We start from the raw sequence: 25,837 nt of genomic DNA, 5'->3' as shown, positions 1-25,837 counted from the left end.
CACAGGGCCCGGTGCGGCGCGTCGCGGGGCCTCGCGGGTGCGGGCCTTGTGTACGAGAGCGCCACTGGTCGATCTCCCGGCGTCCCATGGGCCAGAATGGCTGATGTGCCTTTCCTGTTGCTGATCGAGGACGACGACGCCATCCGCACGGCCCTCGAACTCTCGCTGTCCCGCCAGGGTCACCGTGTGGTGACCGCGGCGACGGGCGAGGACGGCCTGAAGCTGCTGCGCGAGCAGCGCCCGGACCTGATCGTGCTGGATGTGATGCTGCCGGGCATCGACGGTTTCGAGGTGTGCCGGCGGATCAGGCGTACGGACCAGCTGCCCATCATCCTGCTCACCGCGCGTAACGATGACATCGACGTCGTGGTGGGGCTGGAGTCCGGCGCCGACGACTATGTGGTCAAGCCGGTGCAGGGGAGGGTGCTGGACGCCCGGATCCGGGCCGTGCTGCGCCGCGGCGAGCGCGAGTCCAGCGATTCGGCGACATTCGGCTCGCTGGTGATCGACCGGTCGGCGATGACGGTCACCAAGAACGGCGAGGATCTGCAACTGACGCCGACCGAGCTGCGGTTGCTGCTGGAGCTGAGCCGCCGCCCCGGCCAGGCGCTGTCCCGGCAGCAGTTGCTGCGGCTGGTGTGGGAGCACGACTACCTCGGCGACTCCCGCCTGGTGGACGCGTGTGTGCAGCGGCTGCGCGCGAAGGTGGAGGACGTACCGTCCTCACCGACCCTGATCCGTACGGTCCGTGGCGTCGGCTACCGGCTGGACTCGCCACAGTGAGGGAGCGTGCCACGAGCGGCGCGACGGCGGAGGACGGCGCGGGCAGCGGGGGCGGCGGGGCCGCGCCCGCGGTCGGCCGGCGGGTGCTGCGGATGCTCGGCCGTGCGTCGGGGCTGCTGCGCTGGACCAGTCTGCGGCTGCGGCTGGTCGTGGTCTTCGCGCTGGTGGCGCTGACCGCCGCGGTCTCCGCGTCCGGCATCGCCTACTGGCTCAACCGCAACACCGTTCTGGACCGTACGCAAAACGCCGTCCTCAAGGACTTCCGCAAGTCGCTGGAGGACAGCACCCGCTCGCTTCCGCTGCGTCCGCGGTGCGCCGAACTCCAGGACGCGGCACGGCAGATGGCGGGCGGACCGCAGAATTACGAGGTGCTGCTGATCGGAGTGGACCGCGAGGGCAAGGACTGTGCGGCCACCACGGACAAGGACCTGCTGACCCTCAAGAGCGTGCCCGCTTCGCTGCGTACCGCGGTCAACGAGGTGCGCCCGGTCGACGAGTCCAACCGCTACGCGCACCATCTCTACTGGCAGCGCCGGCAGACCGGGGACACCCCCTATCTCGTCGCCGGGGCGAAGGTGATCGGCGGCGGGCCCACCGGCTACATGATGAAGTCGCTGGCCACCGAGCGGCAGGACCTCAACTCGCTGGCCTGGTCACTGGGCATCGCGACCGCGCTCGCGCTGGTCGGCTCGGCGCTGCTGGCCCAGGCCGCGGCGACGACGGTGCTGCGGCCCGTACAGCGGCTGGGCCATGCGGCACGCCAGCTCGGCGAGGGACGTCTGGACACCCGGCTGCGGGTGACCGGCACGGACGAACTCGCCGACCTTTCCCGGACCTTCAACCGCACGGCGGAGCGCCTGGAGCAGCGGGTCGAGGAGCTGAGCGGACGCGAGGCGGCGTCCCGGCGGTTCGTGGCCGATATGTCGCACGAGCTGCGGACGCCGCTGACCGCGATCACCGCGGTCTCGGAGGTGCTGGAGGAGGAGGCCGACTCCCTCGACCCGATGATCGCGCCCGCGGTGCAGCTGGTGGTCAGCGAGACCCGGCGGCTGAACGACCTCGTGGAGAATCTGATGGAGGTCACCCGCTTCGACGCGGGCACGGCCCGGCTGGTGCTGGACGAGGTCGATGTCGCCGACCAGGTGACCGCCTGTATCGACGCACGGGCCTGGCTGGACGCGGTCGAGCTGGACGCGGACCGCGGCATCGTGGCCCGGCTGGACCCGCGCCGGCTGGATGTGATCCTGGCGAATCTGATCGGCAACGCCCTCAAGCACGGCGGCTCGCCGGTGCGGGTCTCGGTACGTACCGAAGGCGTGGCGGGCGCGGGCGGCAGGACGGGCAGCACGGCCGTCTCCGCCGGTGGCCCGGCGGACGGTCCGGCCGGGACCGGTGCGGCCGGAACCGGTGCGGGCGGAACCGGTGCGGGCGGAACCGGTGCGGGCGGCGGACCGGCGGCCGGTGCGGGGGACGGCGGCCCGGAGCGGTCCGGGCCGGTCCCGGACGCGGGACGGCCGGGGAGCGGGACGCTGGTGATCCGGGTACGGGACCACGGCCCCGGCATCCCGGAAGAAGTGCTCCCGCACGTCTTCGACCGCTTCTACAAGGCGAGCGCCTCCCGGCCACGGTCGGAGGGCAGCGGTCTGGGCCTGTCGATCGCGCTGGAGAACGCGCATATCCACAGCGGGGAGATCACCGCGGCCAACCTCCCCGAGGGCGGCGCGGTCTTCACGCTGCGGCTGCCGATGGACGCCTCCCCGCTGGTGGACGACGACCTGAGGGACGGCGGCCCGGCCGGCCCGGCCGGCGAGGGCTCGGAGGGCGGGCGATGACGGTGGACCGGCGGACCGGACGGCGCGGCACCGCGGCGGCGGCGGCGATGCTCGCGCTCACCGTCGCGGGCTGCGGGATCCGGGGCACGTCCGTCCCGGTCGACGCGGGCGGCGCGCCCTCGCGGGTGAGCTGCCGGGCCCCGGCGAGCGAGCCGCCGCCGAGCCCGTCCGGTCCGGGCACCCGGACGGTCGTGTATCTGGTGTGCGGCTCGGCACTGGCTCAGGTGGAGCGGACGGTGCCGCCGTCCAGGGCCGCCGCCTCACGGCTGCCGGCCGCCCGTGCGCTGCTGGACGAGCTGGAGCACAAGCCGTCGCCCGACGAGGAGCAGGCCGGTTTCAGCAGCGCCCTGCCGCAGGACCTGAAGGTCTCCGGGCCGCGGGCGGGCGACCCCGCGGATGCGCTGCGGCTGAGCATCAGGCCGGACGATCTGCCGTCGTTCGCGCTGGCGCAGCTGGTGTGCACCTACGGCGCGAGCACGGCGCTGGGCCGTACACATGCGGCGGTGCTGGGCGGGCCGGGCGACGATACGGCGCACCGTTACGACTGCTCGGCGGATGTGCTGGCCAATCCGGACATCGCGGAGAACGCCGGGTGGGGGGACCCGTTGTCGGAAGAGGGGTAAGGCGGGGCGCCACGTCGGGGGCGGACGGGGCGGACGGCGGACGGGCGCAACGGGGCGGACGGCGGACGCACCAAGACCGGCGCAACGGGGCGGACAGCGGGCGCACCAAGACCGGCGCAACGGGGCGGAACCGCAGCGCCTGCTCATGGCGTCCTGGCCTGTGTGCAGCGTCATGGCCCCGGCACCTCCGCCGCCCCCCGTATGCGCGTCACCGGACTTCTCCTCCTCGTGGCGCATCTGCTGATCGTCGGCTGGCTGACGCTGCGTCCCCGTACGGTGCCGTGGGTGCCGGCGGCGAATCTCGAACCACTGGCGACGATCCGCGCCGAGCTGGCGCACGGCCTGTCGTGGGAGGCCGTGACGCATCTGGGCGGCTCGGTGCTGCTGCTGGCGCCGCTGGGCGTGCTGCTGCCCCTCTCGGCGGGACGGCTGAACGTTTCGCCACTGGTGTCCCTGACCCGTACCGTCTTCGCCGGCGCAATGATCGCGCTGGCCATCGAGCTGCTGCAGTCAGGGGTGCCCGGCCGGGTCCCCGACATCGACTCGGTGCTGCTCGGCGCCCTCGGGGTGGCCGTGGTGCATCTGGCGGTCGTCCCCGGCGCACGGTGCCGCCTGCGCCGCCGGTACGGACATCTCGGGGATACGACCCCGACAATCCCCAGGGTTGAACTGGCCCCGCAGGCTGATGCTCTCTCCGGCAGCCGGACCTACCTTTGAGACATCGGGCAAACGCCCCACGAAGTCGAAAAGGAGCCGCCCTCATGACCGCCGCACTGGTCCGCCCCCGCAACAACCGAATGATCGCCGGAGTGTGCGCGGGCCTGGCCCGTCGCTTCGGTACGACCCCGGCGACGATGCGCGTGCTCTTCGTGGTGTCGTGTCTGCTTCCCGGCCCGCAGTTCCTGGTCTATCTGGCGCTGTGGATACTCCTCCCCTCGGAGGAGAAGGCCACCGGCGCCGCCGCCTGGTGACCGGCCCGCCCGGCCGGCTGCCCGGCGCGCGCCGCTGACCCGGCGCTCCGCCGCCCCGCCGCCCGGCATCCCGGTCCCGCCGCACATGACGGTGCCCCGGCCGTACGCGCGAGGGCGTACGGCCGGGGCACGGCGCAGTGCGCGTCCCCTGTGGGAGGGGCGGTTGTCAGCCGCCGAGGAGGCTGCCGGGCTGCAGGCCGCCCAGCAGCTTGTTGCCCTGGGAGTTCAGCTTGGTCTTGACGTCGTGGCCGGCCGGCTTGGACTTGGTGAGCCCGGAGACGGTCTTGGCGGCGTCCTTCACCGGCAGGCTCTTCAGCACCCCGGTGGTGTCGGAGGTGCCGATCGCCGGTGCCGCGCCGGCGACGCCCGCAGCGGTGACGGCGAAGGCGGCACCGAGCGCGACGGTGCCGAGAGTCTTGATGGTTCCCTGCTTCATCGAATTACGTCCTCGTGATGGGGGCTTGACCGGCCAATCAACCTAGTGATGCGGCAACCGGCGCCGCAAACAGCCACGACGAAAGAAAAAACGGCCGGTGGACATTCCACCGGCCGTTGCGCTATAGGCTCGCGATACCGCTCACGCAGAGTCAGAACCACTGCCTACAGGGGGAGTTGCACCCTGCGGGCGGAACAGCCATTCGGCCCGCAATTCCGCGTAACCAGGCTTGATGACGTCATTGATCATGGCCAGACGTTCATCGAAAGGAATGAACGCTGATTTCATCGCATTGACTGTAAACCACTGCATGTCATCGAGCGTGTATCGGAATGTCTTGACCAGGTGCTCGAATTCCCGGGACATGTTCGTGCCGCTCATCAGCCGGTTGTCGGTGTTGACCGTGAGCCGGAACTGCAGTCGGCGCAGCAGGCCGATGGGGTGCTCCGCGTAGGAGGACGCGGCGCCGGTCTGCAGGTTGGAGGTCGGGCACATCTCCAGCGGGATGCGCTTGTCCCGTACGTACGAGGCGAGCCGGCCGAGCTTGACCGAGCCGTCGTCGGCGACCTCGATGTCGTCGATGATCCGGACACCGTGGCCGAGGCGGTCGGCGCCGCACCACTGCAGGGCCTGCCAGATGGACGGCAGCCCGAAGGCCTCACCGGCGTGGATGGTGAAGTGGTTGTTCTCCCGCTTGAGGTACTCGAACGCGTCGAGGTGGCGGGTGGGCGGGTAGCCGGCCTCGGCGCCTGCGATGTCGAAGCCGACGACGCCGGTGTCCCGGTAGCGGTTGGCGAGTTCGGCGATCTCCAGGGCGCGGGCGGCGTGCCGCATGGCGGTCAGCAGCGCGCCGACGCGGATGCGGTGGCCGTTCTCGCGGGCCCGCCGCTCGCCCTCGCGGAAGCCCTCGTTGACGGCCTCGACGACCTCTTCGAGGGTCAGGCCCTGTTCGAGGTGCTGCTCGGGCGCGTACCTCACCTCGGCGTAGACCACACCGTCCGCGGCCAGGTCCTCGGCGCACTCGGCGGCCACCCGGGCCAGTGCGTCGCGGGTCTGCATGACGGCGCAGGTGTGCGCGAAGGTCTCCAGGTAGCGCTCGAGCGAGCCGGAGTCGGCAGCCTCACGGAACCAGATCCCGAGCTTTTCCGGGTCGGTTTCGGGCAGTCCCTCGTAGCGGCTCGCGCGGGCCAGCTCGACGACGGTGGCGGGGCGCAGTCCGCCGTCGAGGTGGTCGTGGAGCAGCACCTTGGGGGCACGGTGGATCTGTTCACTGGTCGGGAGTGCGGTGGTCTCGCTCGTCATCTCGGCACTCTAGCCCCTACGCGCGTAGATCTCGCCGAACGATACGTAACAGTGACCCGTCCACGGGGTGGCGGGCACGCCACCTTCTGCCATCGTTCTCGTCATGGCTCAGCAAGCACTGCCGGTGCGCGAGGCCCGGCTGGGAAAACCGCTGGGAACGGCCGGCAAGGAAGGGGCGCGCGAGGCGCTCCGGTGGCGCGGTGGTGGCGGTCCGGGCACCGGCCGGGAGGTGAGCGGGGTCGCGCTTTTACTGCCCGGAGGCGGGCCGACCGGGGTGCGGCGGCCGTCGCCGGTGGCGGCGCTGGCGGTACGGCCGCTGGCGGTCAGGCTGGCGAAAGCGGGGCGCCCTGAAGGCCTGACGGCCCATGTCGTGCGCTACCGCTGCCGCGGCTGGAACGGACCCGACGCCCATCCGGCACGGGATGCGACCTGGGCCCTGGACGAAGTGGTCCGCCGCTACGGCGATGTCCCGGTCTGCCTCGTCGGTACGGGCATGGGCGCCCGCGCCGCCCTGCACGCCGCGGGCCACCCCGCCGTCCACTCCGTACTGGCCCTGGCCCCCTGGCTGCCCGACCCCGGCCGGAACGACGAGCGGCCCGACCCGGTGAAACAACTCATCGGCCGGCAGGTCCTGCTCGTCCACGGCACCAACGACGAACGCACCGACCCCGACCTGTCCTACCGCTACGCCCAGCGCGCCAAGAAGATCAACCGCGACACCTGCCGCTTCGAGGTGCACTCCGACGGCCACTCACTCCACCAGCACCGCACCGAAGTCCTCGCCCTGGCCGCCGACTTCGTGCTCGGCTCCCTGTTCGCCCGGGACTACGCCAGACCCGTGAAGGACGCCCTGGCCGCACCACCACCACTGGGCCTGCGAATGCCCCTGGCCGCGGGGTTCGGGGCGTCGTTGCGGCACTGAGCGCGGACCGCCCCGGAGCGCTTGCCCGTCACCTGGGCAACAACCGCCCCCGCCGGCTCAGCAGGAACTTCTTGAATGCGGTGACCGGTGGGGTGTCCGGGTGGCCGTCCAGCCAGGCGACGCCGATCTCGCGGACCGCACGGGGGGCCGTCACCGTCAGTTCGGCGACTCCGGGGCGCGGGACTGCCGGTGGCGGCAGCAGTGCCACGCCGAGGCCGGCCGCGACCAGGCCGCGCAGCGTCTCGGCCTCCTCCCCCTCGAAGGCGATCCGCGGGGTGAAACCCGCCTCGGCGCACAGCGCGTCGGTGATGCGGCGCAGCCCGTAGCCGGGTTCGAGGGTGACGAACAGCTCGCCGGCGGCCTCCGCGAGCCGGACCCGCTTGCGGCCGGCCAGCGCATGGTCGTCCGGGACGACCAGACGCAGCTTCTGTTCGTCGAGGCGGCGGGCGACCAGGTCGGGGTAGTCCGGGACCGGGGAGGTCAGGCAGAGATCGAGGTCGCCGGCGCGCAGCCGCTCGATCATCGCCTCGCCGTAGTTCTGGACGAGCTGGAAGCGGACGCGTGGGTGGTCGGCGCGGAAGCTGCGGATCAGGCCGGGCACGGTTTCCGGGCCGAGGGTGTGCAGAAAGCCGAACGCCACCTTCCCCGCGGCCGGGTCGACATCGGCCCGTACGGACTCCGTCGCCCGCTCCAGATCCGTCAACGCCCGCTCGGTGGAGGCGAGAAACGCGCGGCCGGCCGGGGTGAGGGAGAGGGTGCGGCCGTGCCGGGCGAAGAGGGCGACGCCGAGGTCGTCCTCCAGGCGGACGAGGGCACGGCTGAGCGTCGGCTGCGGCATGCCGAGCTCCTGCGCGGCGCGGGTGACGTGTTCGTGCCGGGCGACGGCGGTGAACTGGGCGAGCCGTGGGGCGAGGGTCGCCGCCCACGAGCCGACCCCGAGCTCGGCCGCCTCCGGCACCTCCGCGCCGGCTCGCCGCCCCGCCTCGCCCCTGTCTTTTCTGTTGCGACCTTGCAACAGCGACCCTTGCGACCTGCGATCATGTGCCACAGCATCGATTATGCCGTTTCCATGCATTGGACGCATGAAACCGGGCGGCCTACCTTCGAAGCATGCCTCCCGCTGATACCAGGGCGTCCGTCACCGACCGTGCGGCCGCCTCTTCCCTGTCGTCCGCCGACTCCTCTCCCTCCGCCGCGCCCGACCCCGAGTCGGACAAGCTGCGGCCGGGCGGCCCCGGCTACCGCCGGATGAGCTTCGCCCTCTTCGCCGCCGGGGTGGCGACCTTCGCGCTCCTCTACTCCACGCAGGCGCTGCTGCCCGCGATCTCCACCGACCTCGGGGTCAGCCCCGACCAGGCCAGCTGGACCGTGTCCGCGGCCACCTTCGGCCTGGCCCTCGGGGTGATCCCGCTCAGCGCGGTCTCCGAGCGTTTCGGCCGGCGCACGCTGATGACGGTGTCCCTCTCGGTGGCCGCGCTGATCGCGCTGCTGGTGCCGTTCGCCCCGTCGCTCGGCACGCTGATCGCGCTGCGCGGCATCCAGGGCGTGGCGCTGGCCGGGCTGCCGGCCTCGGCGATGGCGTTCCTCGCGGAGGAGGTACGGGCCAAGGCCCTGGTGGCGGCCATCGGGCTGTTCGTGGCGGGCAACAGCATCGGCGGGATGTCCGGCCGGATCCTGACCGGCTGGGTCGCCCAGGCATGGGGCTGGCGGGCCGCACTGGCCGCGGTGGGTGTGCTGGCCGTGGTCTGCGCGGTGACGTTCCGGCTGCTGGTCCCCAAGGCCCGGCATTTCGCGCCCCGTTCGGTGGGCCCGCGGGCGCTGGCCCGTACGCTCGGCGGCCACCTCGCCGACCCGCTGCTGCGCCGCCTCTACGCCATCGGCGGGCTGTTCATGACGGTCTTCGGCGCGGTCTACACGGTCATCGGCTACCGCCTGGTCTCCGAACCGTTCAACCTCCCGCAGGGCATCGTCGGTTCGATCTTCGTGATCTACCTGGTCGGTACGGTCTCCTCGGCCGCGGCCGGCAAGCTGGTCGCCCGCACGGGCCGCCGCGGCGCCCTCTACCTGGCCGTCGGCACCACCTCCACGGGCCTGCTGCTCTCGCTGTCCGACTCCGTGTACGCGGTGCTGGCGGGCCTCATCCTGATCACCGCGGGCTTCTTCGCGGGCCATGCGGTCGCCTCGTCCTCGGTCAGCCGCACCGCCAAGACGGCCCGCGCCCAGGCGTCGGCCCTCTACCAGTGCGCGTACTACGTCGGCAGCAGCCTGGGCGGTGCCCTCGGCGCCGCCGCCTTCCACGCCGTCGGCTGGGAGGGCACGGTCCTCCTGGGCCTCGCCGCGATGGCCGGCGCCGCCTCGATCACCCTCTACGCCACCCGCAAGGCCGTGGCCGAACGCCGCCTCCTCCACCTGGAGAAGGCCGCGTAACACCCCTCGGACCGAAGGGCCCGTTCCGCCACCTGTCCTGGTGGGGCGGGCTCTTCGTCAGACCTGTCGGTCCTGGTCTTCGCCTTCAGGCGCCGACGTAGGAAACCCGTGGAGACCCGCCCGTGGCACGGCCGGCGTCCTGCACGGCTTGGCCGGCCCGTCGTTCGGGTGACCCGGCGCGACAGATCCGATTCAGGCGGCGTTGCGGTGGCCATCGGCTCGCAATGAGTCGTCGGCCACCTCCGGGAGTTTCACGAGCAGTTGGCGCCCTTCCGCTGAGAGCCGGCCACGGTGGTTCGAGGCCCGGCTCCGGGAGCTACTGCCCCGCCAGGTCAGCGGATCGCCTCGTCCATGAGCACGTAGAGCAGCCCGACAAGGGATCCGCTGCTGACGATCTCGCGCCGGTCGATCATGCCCCGGACCTCGGCCAGCGGGACCCACTCGATCCGGTCCGACTCGTTCTTCTCGGTCGGCGGACCCTCGTACGTCGCCCCGTCGGCGCGGAAGACGTAGTGCTGGGAGTCGGTGATGCCGTTGGCCGGCTCGGCGTAGATCAGCGGCTTGACGGGACCGGGGCGCCAGCCGGTCTCCTCCAAGACCTCACGGGCCGCGGCATCGGCGGGGGTCTCGCCCTCCTCGACCAGCCCCATGGGCAGCTCCCACGCCCAGGTGTCCGTGATGAAGCGGTGCCGCCACATCATCAGAACCTGTCGGCGTTCGTTGACGACCGCGGCCACGGCCAGGTGGCGGAGCTTGACGACGTGGTGTTCCCAGCGGTGTCCGTCCGGTGTCTCGACGTCGGTGAGCCACAGGTTCACCCACTTGTTCTCGTAGATCGGACGTTCCCCGTGGATCTTCCACTGCATCGCTGCGGCCCCTCTCGATCGGCCTCCAGCATCGCAGAGCCAGGCTGAACTGCAGCCGGATTCGGGAGAATTCATGTCACAGTGACGAATACTGTGCACCCTCTACGCCACCCGCAAGGCCGTGGCCGAACGCCGCCTCCTCCACCTGGAGAAGGCCGCGTAACACCCCTCGGACCGAAGGGCCCGTTCCGCCGCCTGTCCTGGTGGGGCGGGCTCTTCGTCGTCGCTCTCTCAGCCGGCGGGGAAGAGTGCCGTATCTACGGTGACCTCGAACGGCGCGGGAAGGTGCATCTCATCGCCGTACTTCACGGTCTCGAGCACACGGTACAAACCGCCCGCCGGCTCCCCGTACAGGCGGTTGATCCCGCACTCGACCGCGTGCCGCTGCTTGTAGTCGTCCTTGTCGAACTTGGGCGGTCGTCCGCCTCGCGATCCGCGCTTGAGGCGGTTGCGGACGCGGTCCGTCGGGACCCTGATCCGCTTGCTTGGAGTGCACTCCAAGGCCATAGCGTTGAGACAGCTGAACCGAACACCCAACGCGTCGGCGCATCATCCCGCACGACCAACTGGAAAGGCGGCAAGTGGTAGACAACCAATTCACCACGCATGCAGAACTTTTCGATCTGTGTGGAAAGCGCGCGCTCGTCACTGGTGGCACCCGAGGCATCGGAATGATGATCGCGCGTGGCCTTCTCCAGGCGGGCGTCCGCGTGGTCATCAGCTCACGCAACGCAGAAGCGTGCGCTCAGGCGCAGGAACAGCTGTCCAGATTTGGTGAGGTGCGGGCCATCCCCGCCGACCTGTCCCGCCACGACGAGTGTCGGCGACTGTCCGACCTCGTCACCGCCGACTCGGAGCGTCTCGACATCCTCGTCAACAACGCGGGCGCCATGTGGGACGAGCCGCTGGCGACGTTCCCAGACGCGGCCTGGGACACGGTCGTCGACCTCAACCTGAAGTCGCCGTTCTGGCTAGTCCAGGCGCTGCTGCCCGCACTTCGCAGGGCGGGCACCGCCGACGATCCCGCGCGGATCATCAACATCGGCAGCATCGCCGCCATCCACATCCCCCAGCGGCCCAACTACTCGTACTCCAGCAGCAAGGCCGCACTGCATCAACTCACCAGAGTGCTCGCCAAGGAACTAGGACCGCAGCACGTCACCGTGAACGCCGTGGCGCCGGGACCGTTCCCGTCGACGATGATGGCTGCAACCCTCGATGAGTTCGGCGAGGCGATCGCGGCGTCGGCCCCACTACGCCGGATCGGCCGCGACGACGACATGGCGGGTGTCGCCGTGTTCCTCGCCAGCCGGGCAGGCGCATACCTAACAGGCGCCGTGATCCCCGTCGACGGCGGCATCGCCACCACCGCGTAGGCCGCCTAGTTAGGGGCCGGTGTGGTTGCCGCACCGGCAGGGGGGCTGCGGAGCTGTGTGCACCGCGCTGACAGCCTCAGAGGCCGTATCCGGGGATTGGGAAAGCGGAGGGTCCGGCGCGCTGAGGGCGACTGCGGTGCCACTGACGGTCGCGACGGGCGGTGTCAGGCCGAGGGCTGCCAGGACGAGTAGCGGGCGGCAGAGGGATGAGCGGATCAGCGGAACGGGCTGCGGCCGGGCGTGGACGCCACTCACCACAGGTCACCGTCCGCGATCCGCTGCACCCGCGTCCGCATCACGCTCAGGGAGTCCGGATCCTCAGCCGGCCACTCCCGACGTCCCGCCACTCGCAGGTAGGGGATGCCCTTCCTGATGTCCGTGACGATCGCACGGCGGCCAGTGGCGTACTCGACCTCATCGCCCACCTGTGGACGCTGACCGCCGTTCATCGTGCGCCCTCCATTGCGTCCAGCGTGGTCGTCCACTCCTGGTGGGGAGGCAAGGGGGGCCTACAGTCCAGAATGACGCTGGAGGGACCGTCGGATTCGCCGAACGTGGTGACCGTCCGGCCGCCGGCTTCGCTGACGCGCTGTTGGAGCAGCAGGCGGTGCATGGCATCGGTCCCCGGCCTCTCCCAGGTGTGCACCAGGCACAGCACCTCGCGATGGTCCGCCGCGGCCCGCATGGCGGCCAGAAGTGCGGACAGCTGCGGCCGGTGCGTGCTCAGCGCGTGGTCGCCGAGATCGCACCAACAGCCAACGAGGGACCAGCCCTTCTCGTCGGCGTAGTGGCGGCAAGCTGCCAGGCGCAGGGCGAGCCGGCGTTGGGCCTGGCCGGCGGATCGGTCGTACACGAAGACCAGGGGATTCGTGGCTGTCATCGCCGGGCCTCCGCGGTGTGCCGGGCCAGCAGGTACTGGCAATCCCGCGCAAGCTGGTGCACCTGGACACGGGCGGAGAGTGCACCCTGCCCGAGTCCTTGCTGGGTACGTCGCTCGATTGCGTCGAGTCGGGTCTTCAGCCGGTGTGCCTCGATACTGCTGGGGCACAGATGCCGGACCGGCTTACGGGCCTCGGAGAGGAGGAGCGAGACGTGCCCCCGCAGTTCCTCTTCCAGCTCTGTCAGTACGCCCGAGTCCGGCCGGCCGGAGCCGAGACGCAGCGCGCGTCCGATGGTCGCGCTGATCGTTTCCACATCGACCGGTGGCGCTTCACACCCAGAGCCAGCTCCTACGAGGAAGGCGACTCGGTGGGCCGTTGCCCGCTCGTCGCCGCACTGACCGACCTCGTACTCGTAGGCGGTGACGTAACGACCATTGTCGACGGTGACGTCCTCGCGGACTGCTGAGTTCAGCGAATGTGAAGCGGAGACGGCGGCCGCGTCGGTCCAGACGACTGCGAGCCCGTTCGCTCGGAGGTGCTCGGCCAGAATGGCGACCGAGTCGTTTCTCACGTTCATGGTGCCAGTGCACTGGGGCGCGAGCGGCCAGGGGATCTGACAACCTATGACACGGACTTGATCATGACTCTGAGCATTGCCATTACCGGAACCCGGTCAACCGAACACCACGAAGTCACCTGGTACACCGACCATTTCGCCCGCTACATCGGGCCGTTCGCGAGCAATGACTCCCACTTCCATATCGGTGGCGCGAAGGGGATCGACTCGCTGTCGTTGCTGTGGCTGGCCGGCCATTCACAGTCGTCGATCACGGTCGTCGTCCCGGGGACTGTCGACCAGCAGCCGACCGACGCACAAGAGGCGATCAGCCGGTGCCGAGGGCGGATCACGGACGTCTTCGAACTTCGGGCTTCCGAGTTGCGGACGCCTGCCTACTACGCCCGCAACCGGTACATGGTCGACCGCTCCGACATGGTGATCGGGTTTCCTCTTGACGGGGGCGCCAGTACGTCCGGCACATGGCAGACGATCCATCACGCCGCGGAGAGCGGGAAGCCTCGCCTGATCGTCCCCGTGTGACGTACGGCACGGGCATGATGGGCACATGAGCGAGCACGACCGCCATCTTGATGCAGTCACACGTTCGCGCCGGCGGCAGCACCATCGTTCGTGCCCGCGCCCATGCGCTCCAGGCAGAGATCACCGCGCGGGCGGGACGGGAGCACGCTGAGCGGCAGGCTCGGGCGGCACTCTCCCTCTCTTGGTACGACCTCGACGGCGACCACTCCGGTGATCCGTCGATGTCGTCCTTCTCAGCCGCGCACCTGCGCGGGTTCGAGGGCGTGACGTCGTTGTATGTAGGCGACGCAGCCGCCGCACACGATGAGTTCGCGCGGTCCGCGGCAGCCCTCACTCGACCGCGGGAACAAGTACAGCGAGCCATCGTGATGTCAGACCAGGCACTGGCCAGGCTGCGTCTTGGCGATCCGCAGTCGGCGGCCGCACTGCTGCACGAGTGTGTCGACGCCGCGTCGGCGACCGGCGGTCGAGTGGCGACGATCCGGCTACGGCGTGCCCGACACGAGCTGCGGCCGTGGCGCCGGGAGGACTGGGTTGCCGAACTGGACGATCACATGATCGATTCCTTGGGGGCGTAGAGGTACAGGCGCAACCCAGAATTGCCATCCGGCGGCGCGTCATGACGTCGAGCGAGTGCTCGCAACAGGCCAGGTGTTCAGTCGTCCCGCCCATGACAAAGCGGGCACGAAACCAAGGCCTATTGGCTGACGGGTGAGCCCAGGCGTCCGGTCAAAACGGCACAGCCGGCCCAGCCTCTCGCAGCTGGATCAGTTCCCAGACCACCCGTCCAGGGGACCTGGACCAAGGTGGCGGGTGGCGGGACGCCCTGCCCTGGCAGGGGCGGGCGTCCCGGCCGGCTCAGGCGATACGTTCCAGCACCACCGGAGTGGCGGCGAAGGCCGCGTCCGCGGGGCCGACGAGCACGCCGCCGTCCAGGGCCTCCAGGGCGTAGGGGAACTTCTCGGGGGTGTCGGTGTGCAGGGTCAGCAGGGGCTGGCCGACGGTGACCGGGTCGCCGGGCTTGGCGTGGAGTTCGATGCCCGCGCCCGCCTGGACCGGGTCCTCCTTGCGGGCGCGGCCGGCGCCCAGGCGCCAGGCGGCGAGGCCGACGGCGTAGGCGTCGAGGGTGGTGAGGGTGCCGGTGGAGGAGGCGGTGACGACGTGCTGTTCGCGGGCGACCGGGAGGGTGGCGTCGGGGTCGCCGCCCTGGGCGCGGATCATGCGGCGCCAGTGGTCCATGGCGGAGCCGTCGGCCAGGGCCTTGGCCGGGTCGGCGTCCTTGAGGCCGGCCGCGTCGAGCATTTCGCGGGCGAGGGCGAGGGTGAGGTCGATGACGTCCTGGGGGCCGCCGCCGGCCAACACCTCGACGGATTCGCGGACTTCGAGGGCGTTGCCGGCGGTCAGGCCGAGCGGGGTGGCCATGTCGGTGAGCAGGGCGACGGTCTTCACGCCGTGGTCGGTGCCCAACTCGACCATGGTGGAGGCGAGTTCGCGGGCGTTGTCGAGGTCCTTCATGAAGGCGCCGGAGCCGACCTTGACGTCCAGGACGAGGGAGCCGGTGCCCTCGGCGATCTTCTTGGACATGATGGAGGAGGCGATGAGCGGGAGGGACTCGACGGTGCCGGTGACGTCGCGGAGCGCGTAGAGCTTCTTGTCGGCGGGGGCCAGGCCGTCGCCGGCCGCGCAGATGACGGAGCCGACGTCGCGCAGGACGTCCAGCATCGCGGCGTTGGAGAGCGTCGCGCGCCAGCCGGGGATCGCTTCGAGCTTGTCGAGGGTGCCGCCGGTGTGGCCCAGGCCCCGGCCGGAGAGCTGCGGGACGGCCGCGCCGCAGGCGGCGACGAGCGGGGCGAGCGGGAGGGTGATCTTGTCGCCGACACCGCCGGTGGAGTGCTTGTCGGCGGTGGGGCGGGGCAGGGAGGAGAAGTCCATGCGCTCGCCGGAGGCGATCATCGCGGCGGTCCAGCGGGCGATCTCCGTGCGGTTCATGCCGTTGAGGAAGATGGCCATCGCCAGGGACGACATCTGCTCGTGGGCGACCTCGCCGCGGGTGTAGGCGTCGATGACCCAGTCGATCTGGGCGGGGGTCAGCTCGCCGCGGTCGCGCTTGGTGCGGATGACGGAGATGGCGTCCATGGAGGGTTCCTTTCCAACGGGTAGGTCCGTTCTACACGCATAGATGGCGGGGTGGCCAGGGAGGGGGGCGCCGGCCCCTGGGGGCGGCCCCTGAGTGCGCGGCGCGCCGGTTCAACTCCACAACCACCGGATCGCAGGTCGGGTCGAAGCGACCCGCCAGGATGAGAACGGACGAGGCACTCACCCGGCGGGCGGCGTCGTCGTTTCGTCTGTTCGGACGCCTGTCCCGAGCCCGCCCCGCAACACCTGCGCGTCCTGCGCGAAGGCCACGACCGTGCGGGAGAACACGCGCGGACCGGCCGCGGGTCTCGTCCGCGGCCGGACCGTGGCTGCGCTGCTGCTCAGAGGGCCTCGGAGGACGCCGTGTCCACCTCTTCGACCTTGCTCTTCGGGCTCGCCTTCGTCGTCTTGCGGGCGGCCCGCTTCTTCGCGGGCTGCTCCGCCGGGGCGCCGACCGGCTCGGCCGGGACGCCGCCGATGCTTATCCGAGTGTCTGACTCGTCCTCGTCCTCGGCAGTGTCCGGGTTCCCGGAGGCCAGCGCCTCGCGGAGCGCCTCGGTCTCCACCGTCATGCTCACCGGCGCGGACGGGTTGAGGTAGAGCAGGTGGTCCTCGGGGAGCCGGTCGAGCACCTCGGTCACCGACAGCAGCTCGAACGCCAGCCGGCCCGACATGTGGAGGTATACCGGCGAGGTGAACACCGGGACCACCGGTGTCTCCCCGTCCGGCGCGGCGGCCGGCAGCGGGTCGCCGGAGACGGTGACGAACACGGCGAGCTCGGGCAGCGCGGCCAAGGCGGTGGTCACGTCCTCGCCGGGGCCGTAGCCGGTCGCCGCCAGCTGCACGGCGGCGTCCACGTCGTCCGCGGGCTCCGGCCAGCCGAGCGCCGTCGGCGAGGGCCGGTAGTCCTCGTTGTCCCGCCACTCGGCGATCTCGCCGTCCACACCGGAACGCCACTGCCCGACGACGGCCCAGGCCGGGGGCGCGCCGTCACCGGACCACGTGGGGTCGACCATGCCGAGCCAGTGGTCCGGGGCCAACTTGGCCGCCTCACGGATCGAGTCCGGCACCGGAGGCATGTTCTCGGTGGCACCCGCGATCGTCTCGGTGGCGCCCTCGATCGCCTCGGTGGCCTCGCCGCCCGTCGTCTCCTCGGCGCCCACCGCCTTCTTCTGCTCCGCGGCGTCGCTCTGTCCGGTCGCCTTGCTCACGTTTCCCTCATTCTGTGGTGCGTTGCGTCTCATCGTGGGTGATGGGGGTGCTGTGGGTGCCGGGGTCACGTCGTGTGACGCACCCCGGCATCGTCGGTGCCGGAAGGCGGCCGGTGGCCGTGGTCGCCCGCCCGCGCCGGGGACGGCCGGGGGGTGTTCGGACGTCCCGGACGGGGCGTGGTGTCGCAGGTTCGCATGCCCGGGGATTCCGGGGCACGCGGGGGCCGCCTCACCGGGCCTCCCCGGATCCGCTGTTCCAGTCGTCCGGGTGGGGGTAGTACTTCGGGTCTACCCGGCCCAAGGGCTGCGCCTGGGCGTGGACGTCCGCCACCATCCGACCGTCCGGCTGGTGGCGTATGAGGAGCAGCGACGTCGGGCCTCCGGAGTCCTTCTCGCGCAGGTGGACGAGGGGCACGGGCTCGGAGTCCAGCTCGGGCACAGGCACGAGCGTCGCCGCCACGTCGCCCCCGGTGTACCCGACCGTCCCCAGGTCCACCGAGCGCGCGAGGTGCTCCGCCCGTGCCTGGTCGGCCGCACACTCCAGAAGCAGCAGGCTGCGCATCGACCTCACATTCGGGGACCCGAGAATCTCCCGCACGCCGATGCCTGAGGTCGCCGTCGGACCGCGCCGGGCGAAGACGAACCGCTGTTCGCCGGTCAGTTCCTCGGGCAACTCGTAGAGGCTGCCGACCAACTCCCCCTCGCGGCGCTCCCACCGGACATAGTGCGTGGCGTCTCCGACCTCGCTGTACGGGTCATCGCGCCGTTCCCAATCGGTTTCGGTGAAGTGAGCCAACACCTGGCCCGTTACTCCGTCGTCGCCCCAGAAGCTGTGCCAGTCCCGACGACCGGCGGGCGTACGGCCCTGACCGGCCTGCGGACGCGGCTGCGGCTGGGGCTGGGGCTGGGGCTTCTGCTGGGGCTTGGGCTTCTGCTGGGCCTGGGGCTTTGGCGCGGACCGCTCCGCCTGCTGCTCCGACCTCGGAACCCGCTCAATCACGGTGGGTTGCGGCTGCGGCTGCGGCTGCGCCCCCGGCTCGGACCGCTTCGGCTGCGACGCCTCCCGCGACTTCGGCTGCGACGTCGCCTGCGACCCCGGCTTCTCCGCGTACGGCGTCCGCTCCCGCTCCAACGGGAACACCGGATCCGGCTTCGACCGCGACCCGGCCCCGGACTGCTCCGACTTCGGCTGCGACGTCGCCTGCGACCCCGGCCTCTCCGCATACGGCGTCCGCTCCCGCTCCAACGGGAACACCGGATCCGGCTTCGACCGCGACCCGGCCCCGGACTGCTCCGACTTCGGCTGCGACTGCGGCCGTGCCGTCTGCTGCGGCTTGGGCTCCTCCCCCGCCCCGTACGACGTCCGCCCCCGCTGCGGCGTGCGCTTCGGCTGCGGCTGTGGCCGGCGGCCCGCCGGTTCGGTCGCACGGCGGGGTAGCGGCTCGCTCCCCCGCTCCTCGGCAGGGGAGTTGCCGGTGAAGTAGTGCGGAGCCTTCGCAGAGCTTCCGTGAGACGTGGCCGGGGTGGGCTCGGTGAAGCGTCGCACGTTGCCCGCGGGCGCGGTGCCCTGCGGCATGGCCTGCACCTCCCTGAGCTCTCGCAGCTCGTACAGGCCGTGCTTGTTCTGCTTGACCACACGCCTGACGACCTCAAGGGCCACCGCCCGCGGGTACATCGCCTGTGGCCGGCCAGGGCGGCGCGCGAAGACGGTGATGTCGGGTGCGCTCATCCGCAGGACCCGGTTCAGCACCCGATGGCGGCCGGGGACGGCCGGCTCCAGGTTCAGGACGCCCGGGTCCGTCGTGAGCTTGTGGAACTGCGGCATGGAGAGCAGCTCAGGGCCGCCCCGCAGCACGTCCCCGGGCCGTTTGCCGATCAGTTCCCCATGCACGGTGGAGGACCAGAAACCGTCCTCGCCGGTCGGCGGCAGTCGGTCCAGGGCGTAGGCGAGCATGCCCAGGTGCTCGGGGATCTCCTCCAGCAGCCGCTCGGCCGCCCTCGGGTCGATCTTGTCGATCATGCCGAGCACTTTGGTCTCGTGCCGGGTGATGTCCTTGGCCGTCCCCCGGATGTACGCGGTCTCCAGCCGGCTGACCGTGTCCTGGAAATTCCTGTCCCGCATCAGCAGCAGGGGGAGATCGGTGCTGTCCTGCTCCATTTTGCTGCTGACCATGTCATGGAGAACGTCCAGCAGCTCGTTCACGCCCAGCTGCCCGTCCAGGGCCGCCTGGAAAATCCCCCAGTCAGGTCCACTGGCCAGGTACACCGCCGTGATGTGCGCCGGCCGCACGTGGTCCAGCGGGTGGCTGCCGTGGCGCTCCTCGTACTCGTCCAACGCGTCGAGGCGCTCCTGGTCGGGAGCCAGACGCCGGAGGGCGTCCCAGATGCCCCCGGGCACCACCGGGCCACCGGTGACCTCGGGGACGAGCCAGGTGGTTCCCTCCTGGTAGGCGAACTCCTGTGGAGTGCGGTAGTAGGCCTTGGGGTGACTGGCGTCGTGGCCGGTGGGGTCGAGATCCCGGTCCGCCCAGTGGAACAGGTGGGCCCCTTCACCGTGCATGGCAGCCTCCACGGCCGGAGTCGCGAAGCCCACGTCGGCACGGAGCGACGCGCCGACCAGGTCGTGCAGCGAGTACGAACCGAGCAGCCAGGCGAAGACCGCCAGCCGCCAGGCCCGGAGCCCTTGGAGGTCGGGGCCGGCCAGCCTGCGGTACCGCCGGAACAGCAGCTCGGGCAGGTCGGTGGTATCCCGCAGGGTGTGCATCCCGCGGTTCTTCAGGTTCTTCAGCCGCTGCGGATCCGGCAGCAGCTGGTCGAAGTCCACTGTGTGCCGCTTCGGTTCGACCGCGATGAAGAAACGACTCATGAGTTCGGCCAGGGACCGCGACCGCTCCGCGGGCTTCCCCGTGGCGAGCCGCACAGCGTACCGGGCGGCGTCCAGCGCCACGGGCCCGCCCAGCGCCTTGCCGAGCCTCGTCTCGTACTTCTTGACCTGCTTCATCCATTCCTTGGCCCTGGCCTTGTCGCCGCCCCCGTAGAAGCCGGCGAACCGGGCCTGTTGCCATGCCGGTGAGGGGGACATCGGCAGCAGGCCGTCCCGCAACCTGGGCTCGAAGACGGCCAGCCGCGGATCGGGGGCGAGCAGGTGCTCGCGCTCCAGGGCCAGCTCCGTGCCGGTGACCTTCATCCCGGCCGCCTCCGCGTCTTGCGTCGCGTGGTCGGTCTTCCGCCGCACCCAGGACAGCGCCGTGGACCCCACGGCCCGGTGCCGGCTCCCGTCGGCGATCTCCTGTGCCGGCTGATCGGCTCCGAGGCGGTCCTTGCCGGGGCTGCCCCCCATCAGGACGATCGGCAGATCCCCCGACGCGCCCGCCGCGTCCAGCAGACGCTTCGCATGGCGCCCCACCTGGTACGGGCTCTCGTTCTTCGGCCCGTAGGGCGTCTGCACCACGAAGGCACTGTCATCGACGGGGCGAGCGCCGAGCAGGGCGACGGCGCTCGGGTCCCAGGGCAGGATGTGGGGCAGCTCGTCCGGGGTTTCCTCGGCGCTGTTCCAGATGGTCTCCGGCGCCCTGGTGCCGTCGTCCCAGACGTTCCAGACCCGGGAACTCGTCAGGCTCGGGAAGTCGCGGTAGTCCTCCGCCGCCGCGGCCCGTTCGTGGGTGCTGAGGAAGCTGACTCCCACGGGGCGGTCGCCAGAGGTGACCGGCGTGTGGAGGATCTCCGGGCCCCAACGGCGGGAAGGCGGCTGCTCGACGGTCCGGAGGGTGACGATGTGGAAACGCCGCCCGCTGTGCATGTCCATGGCCGACGTGATTCCGCGTATCTCCACAAGGCCCGGCCTGGAGGTGAGCACAGCGCTCTTGTCCGGGTAACGCGCGGCGGGGCCGATGTCGTGGAACTCCGAGTCCTCCGTCTGCCACAGCACGAGGTGATGCCCGTCCCGGATGTTCTGGGCCCCGGGCATGGTGGCGAGCGCGGCGGACCAGGACCCCGTTCCCTCCTTCAGGGCGGACTGCCGGACGTGCTGCGAGGCTCCCGCAGAACCGTAGGTCTCCGGCTTCTGCAGTGAACCGGGCTCCTGGGTCCAATAGCCCACCCAGCCGCGCCGCTTCGGCATCATCGCGGCGGCCTCGGCGGCCAGCTCGGCGTAGCCGGTCAGGTCTGCGGCGATCTTCTCGATGACGGCGTCGGCACGGGCCTCCAGCCTGGCGAGGTCGGTCTTCCGGTTGCGTTGCTGCCCCGTGCGCTGCCGACGACCGCGTTGGTCCTCCTCCCACAGGCTTCCCCGGTTCGGGGACGTGTGGAACTCGCGGATCAGTTGCATGAACGTCGGGTCGCCCTGGAGGAGCAGCGGGTACCGGTCCATGTCCTTGCTGTCGTACGCCTCGGTGGCGAGTTCGCGGCCGACCCGCTTGAGCGCCGGGAGGCCCGGGTCGTCATGCGCCGAGATGACCGGCTGAGCCAGCCGCTGTGCGAGCAGCGCGCGGTCCGGCCCGGTGGCCAGGAACCACCCCACCAGGTAGCCGGGCCGGAAGTTGGACACCGGCCAGGAGCCCCCGTGTTCGGCTATGAAATCCATCAGGGATATCCGGCGCTTTTGCACCAGCGGACCGACGAGAGCCTTGCCGGTGCTGTATACGGGCTTGTCGGGCAGAGCGAGCAGCTTCGCGATGTCGCCGGTCTCCTTCAGCACCGAGGGCGCGAGTCGGCCCGGGTTCTCCGCGTACCACCTCTCGTGCGGCAGCCGCAGGTTGTCCCCACCCTCCGTGCCAGGCCCGAAGTCGTCCCGCAGGGCCCGCCCGCCGGCCAGTGCCCGGGGGTCGATGGCGTTATACGCCCAGGCGTGCATCCGCGCGGCGTCCATCCGCTGGTTCGGCACGCCGGGCACCTTGGCGTTGGCCGCCGCCCGCATGAGCTCCGCCAGGCTGTGTTCGCCCAGCTCGTAGCCGAGCACCGCCTGGAAGAAGGTCCACAGGTCCCCGTCGTCCACCTTCAGCCACGCGCGCAACCGGAGCAGCCACTCCGCCACATGGGCCTCCCCGTTCGGGGAAAGGTGGATTCCGTAGCGCTCGCGCAGCCCTTTCACGTCCTCGGGCCTGTGCGGGAGCTCCTCGGCAGGCCGGTCCGCCATGCCGTCCGGCCGCAGCTCCGGCTTACGCTCCCACAGCGTGGCCAATCCTCGGCGCCGCGGGTTGCCGTACGCGGCCCGGACCAGCGCCCGCATCCGTGCGGGGAGCCCGACGTCTGAGCGCGGGTCGGTGAGTTGGAGCAACTGATCCATCGAGGAGACGCGCTCCCTGGGGTCGGCGAACAGCCGCGCCGCCGCAGCAGCTGCGCCGCCCTCGATCTCCTTCGGGTTGGCGAAGGCGGCGAACTCGTCCGCGAAGAGGCCGTGCAGCGTGGCGAGCGTCAGCGCCACCTCCTTGATGACGGCGCCGTTCTTGGCCAGCACCTGACCGAGTGCGGTCTCGAAGTACTGGCTCAGCTCGTGGTACCGCGGGTCGCCATGGAGCCCGGGGAAGCGTGCCCGCAGGGCGTCGACGCCGCCGGCGGCGTTCACGTACGCCCTGCCCGCCTCGTCGTCGCCCGGACCGTTCCAGTACTCCTCCGGCGGGTAGGCGGCCGGCGGCGCCGAGCCCTCGACGATCGGGGCGTCGACCGGGACCGGCCCGGAACCGCCCGGCACGAACACCTCCCACTGGATGGGCCGGCCGTAGACGTCCTCGCCCAGATGGAACCGGTCCGGCTCGCCCCCGCCCTCGTGGAATCCCTCCGACCTCTCCACGTCGTTGGGCACGGGCGCGAAACGGCCCATGACCCGGAACAGCGTCATGTGGTGGGTGTCGGACTGCCGTTGCAGCCACGGCGCCGATTCGGCCCTGGACGCCGACGTGGAACAGGGAAGCAGCGCGACCGACCTGCGGCCCTCGCCTGCCGCGCGTGCCACGAAGTCCTCGACCACGCGGCGGGGCATCGGCCCGTGACCGTCAAGGAAGGCGTCGGCCTTGGGCATCTTGCGCTGTACCGAGGTCAGCTCCCCGGCCGGCTTCCGACGCCACTCGGTGTACTCGGTGATCCGGTGCGCGCGGGAGACGACCCCGGCACGCAGGTCGTGGTCGGACCTCGTGTGGTAGGTCGTGCCGACCCAGTCGCCGCCGAAGCCGAACCAGCCACTGCCCTGCGCGTTGATGTCCCGGGCCACCAGGCCGTGGCCCGGCCGCGGCCGCGGCGTCGTGGCCGCCTCCCGGTCGCTCAGCCGCATGTACTCGTAGACCTGGCCGGTGCCCGGGTCGCGGCGCACCTGGCGCAGCACGACGTCCAGCATCCTGTCCCAGCCGTACCGGGCCCGGTGCTTGTCGCCGGGGGCGCCGGACACCTGGTGCACCGAGGTGTTGACCACGTGGTACAGCACCGCGTGGTCCGGCGTACCGCTGAAGTTGACCGGGCCGCGCAGACCGGCATGCGCGGTACGGGCGTCCAGCGTCACCTCGTGGGAGCCGGGGACCCACACCTCGTGCAAGGTGTCCGTCGGCGCGGTGCCTGCGTCCTGGGGAAGCAGCACGCCCGGCCGCCGGCCGTGCCACCACGCCTCCGCGGTGACCGGGGGCGGCAGCTTCCGGCCCCGCCGCTGGGCGGCGCGGGCGCGCTGGAGCGGCGTGACGCCGTCCCGGGGCTCGAAGGCGAGCAGCCTCGGCTGCGGCTCCTCCGCGTCGCGGAACAGCACGAGCCGCGCCGGCTTCCCGTCGTCGGCCTTCGGCCCGATCAAGACCTTCGACGCGACGGTGACGCGCAGGCTCCCGTCGGCCGCGTCCTGCGCCCGCAGCGGCACGCCGTCCCCCCGGGAGCGCGCCGCTTGGCAGGAGACCAGCAGCACCTGGGCGTCCAGGGCGAAGCCGTGCTCCGGGAGCAGCCGCCGCAGGTGGTGGCCGTCGTCCCGGCCGGTGACGAAGATGCGGCCGTGGCGCGAGGACACGGACATGAACTCATCGTTGCCGTGCGCGACGCGCAGGACCCGGCCGGTGTGGGTGGCGAGGCGCTGAGCGTCGCTCTCCTCTGCCTGGCTCCCCGGGTCGTAGCGCGAGACGGTCTTGGCGGACGCCGCCTCCGCCCAGACGCGGTCGCCGAGCGCCACCGGGTCCAGCGCGCTGAGGCTGGACACGACGAGCCACTTCCGTCCAGGGTCGGCCAGGCGGCGAGTGATGATCGGGCGGTCCCACCCGTCCGTCGACAGCGGCGTGACGACCTCGTCGGCCAGCACATGCCAGAACGGCACCCCGGTCGAACCGTCCACGGCCGACCTGACGTCGCGCGCCACGAAGTCGGCACTGCGCGGATAGGTCAGCCGGTCCGTGACGTACGGGTCGTTGCGCACGCCGTTCGCCTCCGCGACGTCCACCAGGAGGGGCACACCCACCTTGGTCGCGTACTCGGCCATCCGGCGCGTGGCGGTCTCCCGGTCTGCCGTGCCGGGGTACAGACCGGGCAGGGTGAACTGTCGCCCTACTCGCGGGGGCCGCGCCATCCGCACGCTCTGCCACAACGGGCCGTGCCAGGCGGGGAGGCGCTCCAGCGCCTCCGCGGCCATCTCCGCGTCGGCGGGGTCCAGCTTCCCGCCGCTCTCCAGCAGCTTCAGGGCCAGCAGGTGCGCCCGGCGCAGGTTGTACGCCGGTACGCCCGGGGCGTGGTGCCAGTCGAGCCAGCGCTGGTACGCGGTCTGGTCCTCGGTGACGGGCTCCACCCCCCGCCGGGCAGCCATCTCCCCGTACACGCGGTGGTGCGGGAGCTCCCACAGCCTGGCCACGAGCGCTTCCCTCTCGTGCTGCGCCAGGCGGGGCGTCTGATCCGGCGTGAGCCGTTCGAGGACGCTGAAGTAGCCATCGGCCCAGGGCAGGAGGCGGTCGGCTGAGACGTCCTCCACGGCCGGCTCGACCTCGGGTTCGTGGACCCCGACCCGCTGGGCCCCGGCCAGCGCCTCGGCGAGCGAGTGGCCGTTCGGCGTCATCAACTCCACGGCGATCAGAGCCTCGCGCAGTGCGAGCGGATGTGCGTCTTGGAGAGCCAGCTCACGCTGTGCCTCCAGCAGCCACCCGACGTCCACGGCGTGGCCCTTGCCGGACAGCCGGTGGCCGAGCTCGTCGTGCAAGGACGCTTCGGTGGCGGCGTCGTGGGGCTGCGCGGCCGGACGGCGCGGGAGACGAAGGCCGGCGGAGCCCGCCCGCGGGTCGGAGGCGACGCGCTCCACGGCGCGCTCCAACGCCCGGACGGTGAAGGCGAGACCGGCGTTCGGACCGAGCAGGTACGCCAGACCGCCACCGGACCCGCCCGTGCCGGCGGGCAGGAACACCGCCTCGGCGCCATGGGTGCCGAGGATCGGCTCCAGCTTCCAGTGCAGGCCCCCGATGGTGGCCTGCACCTCTCGCGTCAGGCGGAGGTCGGCGGCCAGCACCAGGCCCATGGCCTCCTCGTAGTCGGCGGCGGCCTTCCGGGCCTCGACCATGAGGGAGGGGAAGCGCGGGACGTCGGTGTCGTCCTCGTCGTCCTGGGGGCTGTTCCAGTCCTCGGGGGCCGGGTAGCGCACCGACTGGCCGCTGACCCAGGGGAGCCGCGCGGTCCGCGTCGTGATCGGCGCCGTCATGCCCGGACGGTAGGTCAACCACGCGGCCTGGGACTGCAGTTGGATGCCGTTCACCGTCGAGACCCGTCCGTGGACCAGGTGGAAGTCCAGGCCGGTGCGGCGGGTGAGGTCCACGAGCATGTCCATGCCCAGGACCGCCTGGCCGGGCGTGGTGCAGTTGAGCATCGTCACGGCCTTGAGCCCGGCCTTGACGGTCCGGTCGGCGTGGGTCTCCAGGTCCTGCGCGGTCGGCATGCCGTGGCCGATCCAGTAGGACGAGGTGCCGTCGGTCACCGGCATGTTCCACCGGGAAGCGTCGGGCGTGCCGTCCTGCTTCTCGTCCAGACCGACATAC

At 71.3% G+C, this 25,837-nt stretch carries 20 protein-coding genes and 1 pseudogene (1 of these 21 running past the window's edge); 10 read left to right on the top strand and 11 right to left on the bottom strand.

Features of this window, described 5'->3' with window-relative positions:
* Positions 1 to 105 precede the first annotated feature (105 nt).
* The 5 genes from afsQ1 (at position 106) to ACWGJY_RS18875 (ending at position 4,209) form a co-directional block, all read left to right on the top strand.
* Positions 106 to 783, top strand: coding sequence for a two-component system response regulator AfsQ1 (gene afsQ1 / locus ACWGJY_RS18895; protein ID WP_026169550.1), 678 nt, complete (start codon positions 106 to 108; stop codon positions 781 to 783).
* The gene (locus ACWGJY_RS18890; protein ID WP_453261943.1) at positions 780 to 2,615 is read left to right on the top strand and encodes an ATP-binding protein; all 1,836 of its coding nucleotides are present in this window, start codon (positions 780 to 782) and stop codon (positions 2,613 to 2,615) included. The genes afsQ1 and ACWGJY_RS18890 overlap by 4 nt, the downstream gene beginning before the upstream one ends.
* The gene (locus ACWGJY_RS18885; protein WP_453261942.1) at positions 2,612 to 3,238 is read left to right on the top strand and encodes a hypothetical protein; all 627 of its coding nucleotides are present in this window, start codon (positions 2,612 to 2,614) and stop codon (positions 3,236 to 3,238) included. The genes ACWGJY_RS18890 and ACWGJY_RS18885 overlap by 4 nt, the downstream gene beginning before the upstream one ends.
* Positions 3,239 to 3,400: 162 nt before the next feature.
* Complete coding sequence (locus tag ACWGJY_RS18880; RefSeq protein WP_453261941.1) at positions 3,401 to 3,955, top strand: VanZ family protein; 555 nt, start codon at positions 3,401 to 3,403, stop codon at positions 3,953 to 3,955.
* 44 nt (positions 3,956 to 3,999) lie between these two features.
* On the top strand, positions 4,000 to 4,209 hold the full coding sequence (locus ACWGJY_RS18875; RefSeq protein ID WP_453261940.1) for a PspC domain-containing protein: 210 nt from the start codon (positions 4,000 to 4,002) through the stop codon (positions 4,207 to 4,209).
* Between the two features lie 166 nt (positions 4,210 to 4,375).
* On the opposite strand, the gene ACWGJY_RS18870 is transcribed toward ACWGJY_RS18875, so the two are convergent.
* A complete protein-coding gene (locus tag ACWGJY_RS18870; RefSeq protein WP_453261939.1) occupies positions 4,376 to 4,645 on the bottom strand; it encodes a hypothetical protein in 270 nt (89 codons plus the stop codon).
* A 141-nt stretch (positions 4,646 to 4,786) separates the two neighbouring features.
* Positions 4,787 to 5,947 carry an adenosine deaminase gene (locus ACWGJY_RS18865; RefSeq protein ID WP_453261938.1) on the bottom strand — a complete coding sequence of 387 codons (1,161 nt, stop codon included), beginning with the start codon at positions 5,945 to 5,947 and terminating at the stop codon, positions 4,787 to 4,789.
* 103 nt (positions 5,948 to 6,050) lie between these two features.
* On the opposite strand from ACWGJY_RS18865, the gene ACWGJY_RS18860 reads away from it, so the two are divergent.
* A complete protein-coding gene (locus ACWGJY_RS18860; protein ID WP_453261937.1) occupies positions 6,051 to 6,869 on the top strand; it encodes an alpha/beta hydrolase in 819 nt (272 codons plus the stop codon).
* A 28-nt stretch (positions 6,870 to 6,897) separates the two neighbouring features.
* On the opposite strand, the gene ACWGJY_RS18855 is transcribed toward ACWGJY_RS18860, so the two are convergent.
* Positions 6,898 to 7,884 carry a LysR substrate-binding domain-containing protein gene (locus ACWGJY_RS18855; RefSeq protein WP_453261986.1) on the bottom strand — a complete coding sequence of 329 codons (987 nt, stop codon included), beginning with the start codon at positions 7,882 to 7,884 and terminating at the stop codon, positions 6,898 to 6,900.
* Positions 7,885 to 7,979: 95 nt separating this feature from the next.
* On the opposite strand from ACWGJY_RS18855, the gene ACWGJY_RS18850 reads away from it, so the two are divergent.
* Positions 7,980 to 9,296 (top strand): MFS transporter, encoded by a 1,317-nt coding sequence (locus tag ACWGJY_RS18850; RefSeq protein ID WP_453261936.1) that lies wholly within the window; start codon positions 7,980 to 7,982, stop codon positions 9,294 to 9,296.
* Positions 9,297 to 9,628: 332 nt separating this feature from the next.
* Here the strand turns inward: ACWGJY_RS18850 and ACWGJY_RS18845 are convergent, their stop codons facing one another.
* Positions 9,629 to 10,162: an NUDIX hydrolase gene (locus ACWGJY_RS18845; protein ID WP_453261935.1), complete on the bottom strand. Its 534-nt coding sequence runs from the start codon at positions 10,160 to 10,162 to the stop codon at positions 9,629 to 9,631.
* A gap of 351 nt (positions 10,163 to 10,513) precedes the next feature.
* A pseudogene (locus ACWGJY_RS18840) lies at positions 10,514 to 10,609 on the bottom strand (IS5 family transposase); the annotation flags it as partial.
* 134 nt (positions 10,610 to 10,743) lie between these two features.
* Here ACWGJY_RS18840 and ACWGJY_RS18835 point away from each other — a divergent pair.
* Positions 10,744 to 11,538: an SDR family oxidoreductase gene (locus ACWGJY_RS18835; protein ID WP_453261934.1), complete on the top strand. Its 795-nt coding sequence runs from the start codon at positions 10,744 to 10,746 to the stop codon at positions 11,536 to 11,538.
* 251 nt (positions 11,539 to 11,789) lie between these two features.
* On the opposite strand, the gene ACWGJY_RS18830 is transcribed toward ACWGJY_RS18835, so the two are convergent.
* Genes ACWGJY_RS18830 through ACWGJY_RS18820 form a run of 3 tightly spaced genes read right to left on the bottom strand, consistent with a single transcriptional unit; the run spans position 11,790 to position 12,996 of the window.
* Complete coding sequence (locus ACWGJY_RS18830; protein WP_453261933.1) at positions 11,790 to 11,987, bottom strand: hypothetical protein; 198 nt, start codon at positions 11,985 to 11,987, stop codon at positions 11,790 to 11,792.
* A complete protein-coding gene (locus tag ACWGJY_RS18825; protein ID WP_453261932.1) occupies positions 11,984 to 12,418 on the bottom strand; it encodes a recombinase family protein in 435 nt (144 codons plus the stop codon). Before ACWGJY_RS18825 ends, ACWGJY_RS18830 begins: the two co-directional genes overlap by 4 nt.
* The gene (locus ACWGJY_RS18820) at positions 12,415 to 12,996 is read right to left on the bottom strand and encodes a DUF6415 family natural product biosynthesis protein (RefSeq protein ID WP_453261931.1); all 582 of its coding nucleotides are present in this window, start codon (positions 12,994 to 12,996) and stop codon (positions 12,415 to 12,417) included. Before ACWGJY_RS18820 ends, ACWGJY_RS18825 begins: the two co-directional genes overlap by 4 nt.
* Before the next feature lie 63 nt (positions 12,997 to 13,059).
* Between ACWGJY_RS18820 and ACWGJY_RS18815 the strand changes: the two genes are divergently transcribed.
* Both ACWGJY_RS18815 and ACWGJY_RS18810 read left to right on the top strand, forming a co-directional pair.
* On the top strand, positions 13,060 to 13,518 hold the full coding sequence (locus ACWGJY_RS18815) for a hypothetical protein (protein ID WP_453261930.1): 459 nt from the start codon (positions 13,060 to 13,062) through the stop codon (positions 13,516 to 13,518).
* A gap of 50 nt (positions 13,519 to 13,568) precedes the next feature.
* Positions 13,569 to 14,096, top strand: coding sequence for a hypothetical protein (locus ACWGJY_RS18810; protein WP_453261929.1), 528 nt, complete (start codon positions 13,569 to 13,571; stop codon positions 14,094 to 14,096).
* 280 nt (positions 14,097 to 14,376) lie between these two features.
* Here ACWGJY_RS18810 and ACWGJY_RS18805 read toward each other — a convergent pair whose 3' ends face one another.
* The 3 genes from ACWGJY_RS18805 to ACWGJY_RS18795 form a co-directional block, all read right to left on the bottom strand.
* Positions 14,377 to 15,654, bottom strand: a complete 1,278-nt coding sequence (locus ACWGJY_RS18805) for a thymidine phosphorylase (RefSeq protein WP_453261928.1) — start codon at positions 15,652 to 15,654, stop codon at positions 14,377 to 14,379.
* A 341-nt stretch (positions 15,655 to 15,995) separates the two neighbouring features.
* Positions 15,996 to 16,865, bottom strand: a complete 870-nt coding sequence (locus ACWGJY_RS18800; RefSeq protein ID WP_453261927.1) for a type VII secretion system-associated protein — start codon at positions 16,863 to 16,865, stop codon at positions 15,996 to 15,998.
* Positions 16,866 to 17,094: 229 nt separating this feature from the next.
* On the bottom strand, positions 17,095 to 25,837 hold the final stretch of the coding sequence (locus tag ACWGJY_RS18795) for a hypothetical protein (RefSeq protein WP_453261926.1). Its footprint extends 20,195 nt past the window's final position; 8,743 of the gene's 28,938 nt are visible here — the last part of the coding sequence; its start codon lies beyond the right edge, outside the window; it ends in the stop codon at positions 17,095 to 17,097.

It is taken from the genome of Streptomyces sp. NPDC054765 (assembly GCF_053612065.1).
This window is presented reverse-complemented; position numbering and strand designations above follow the sequence as displayed.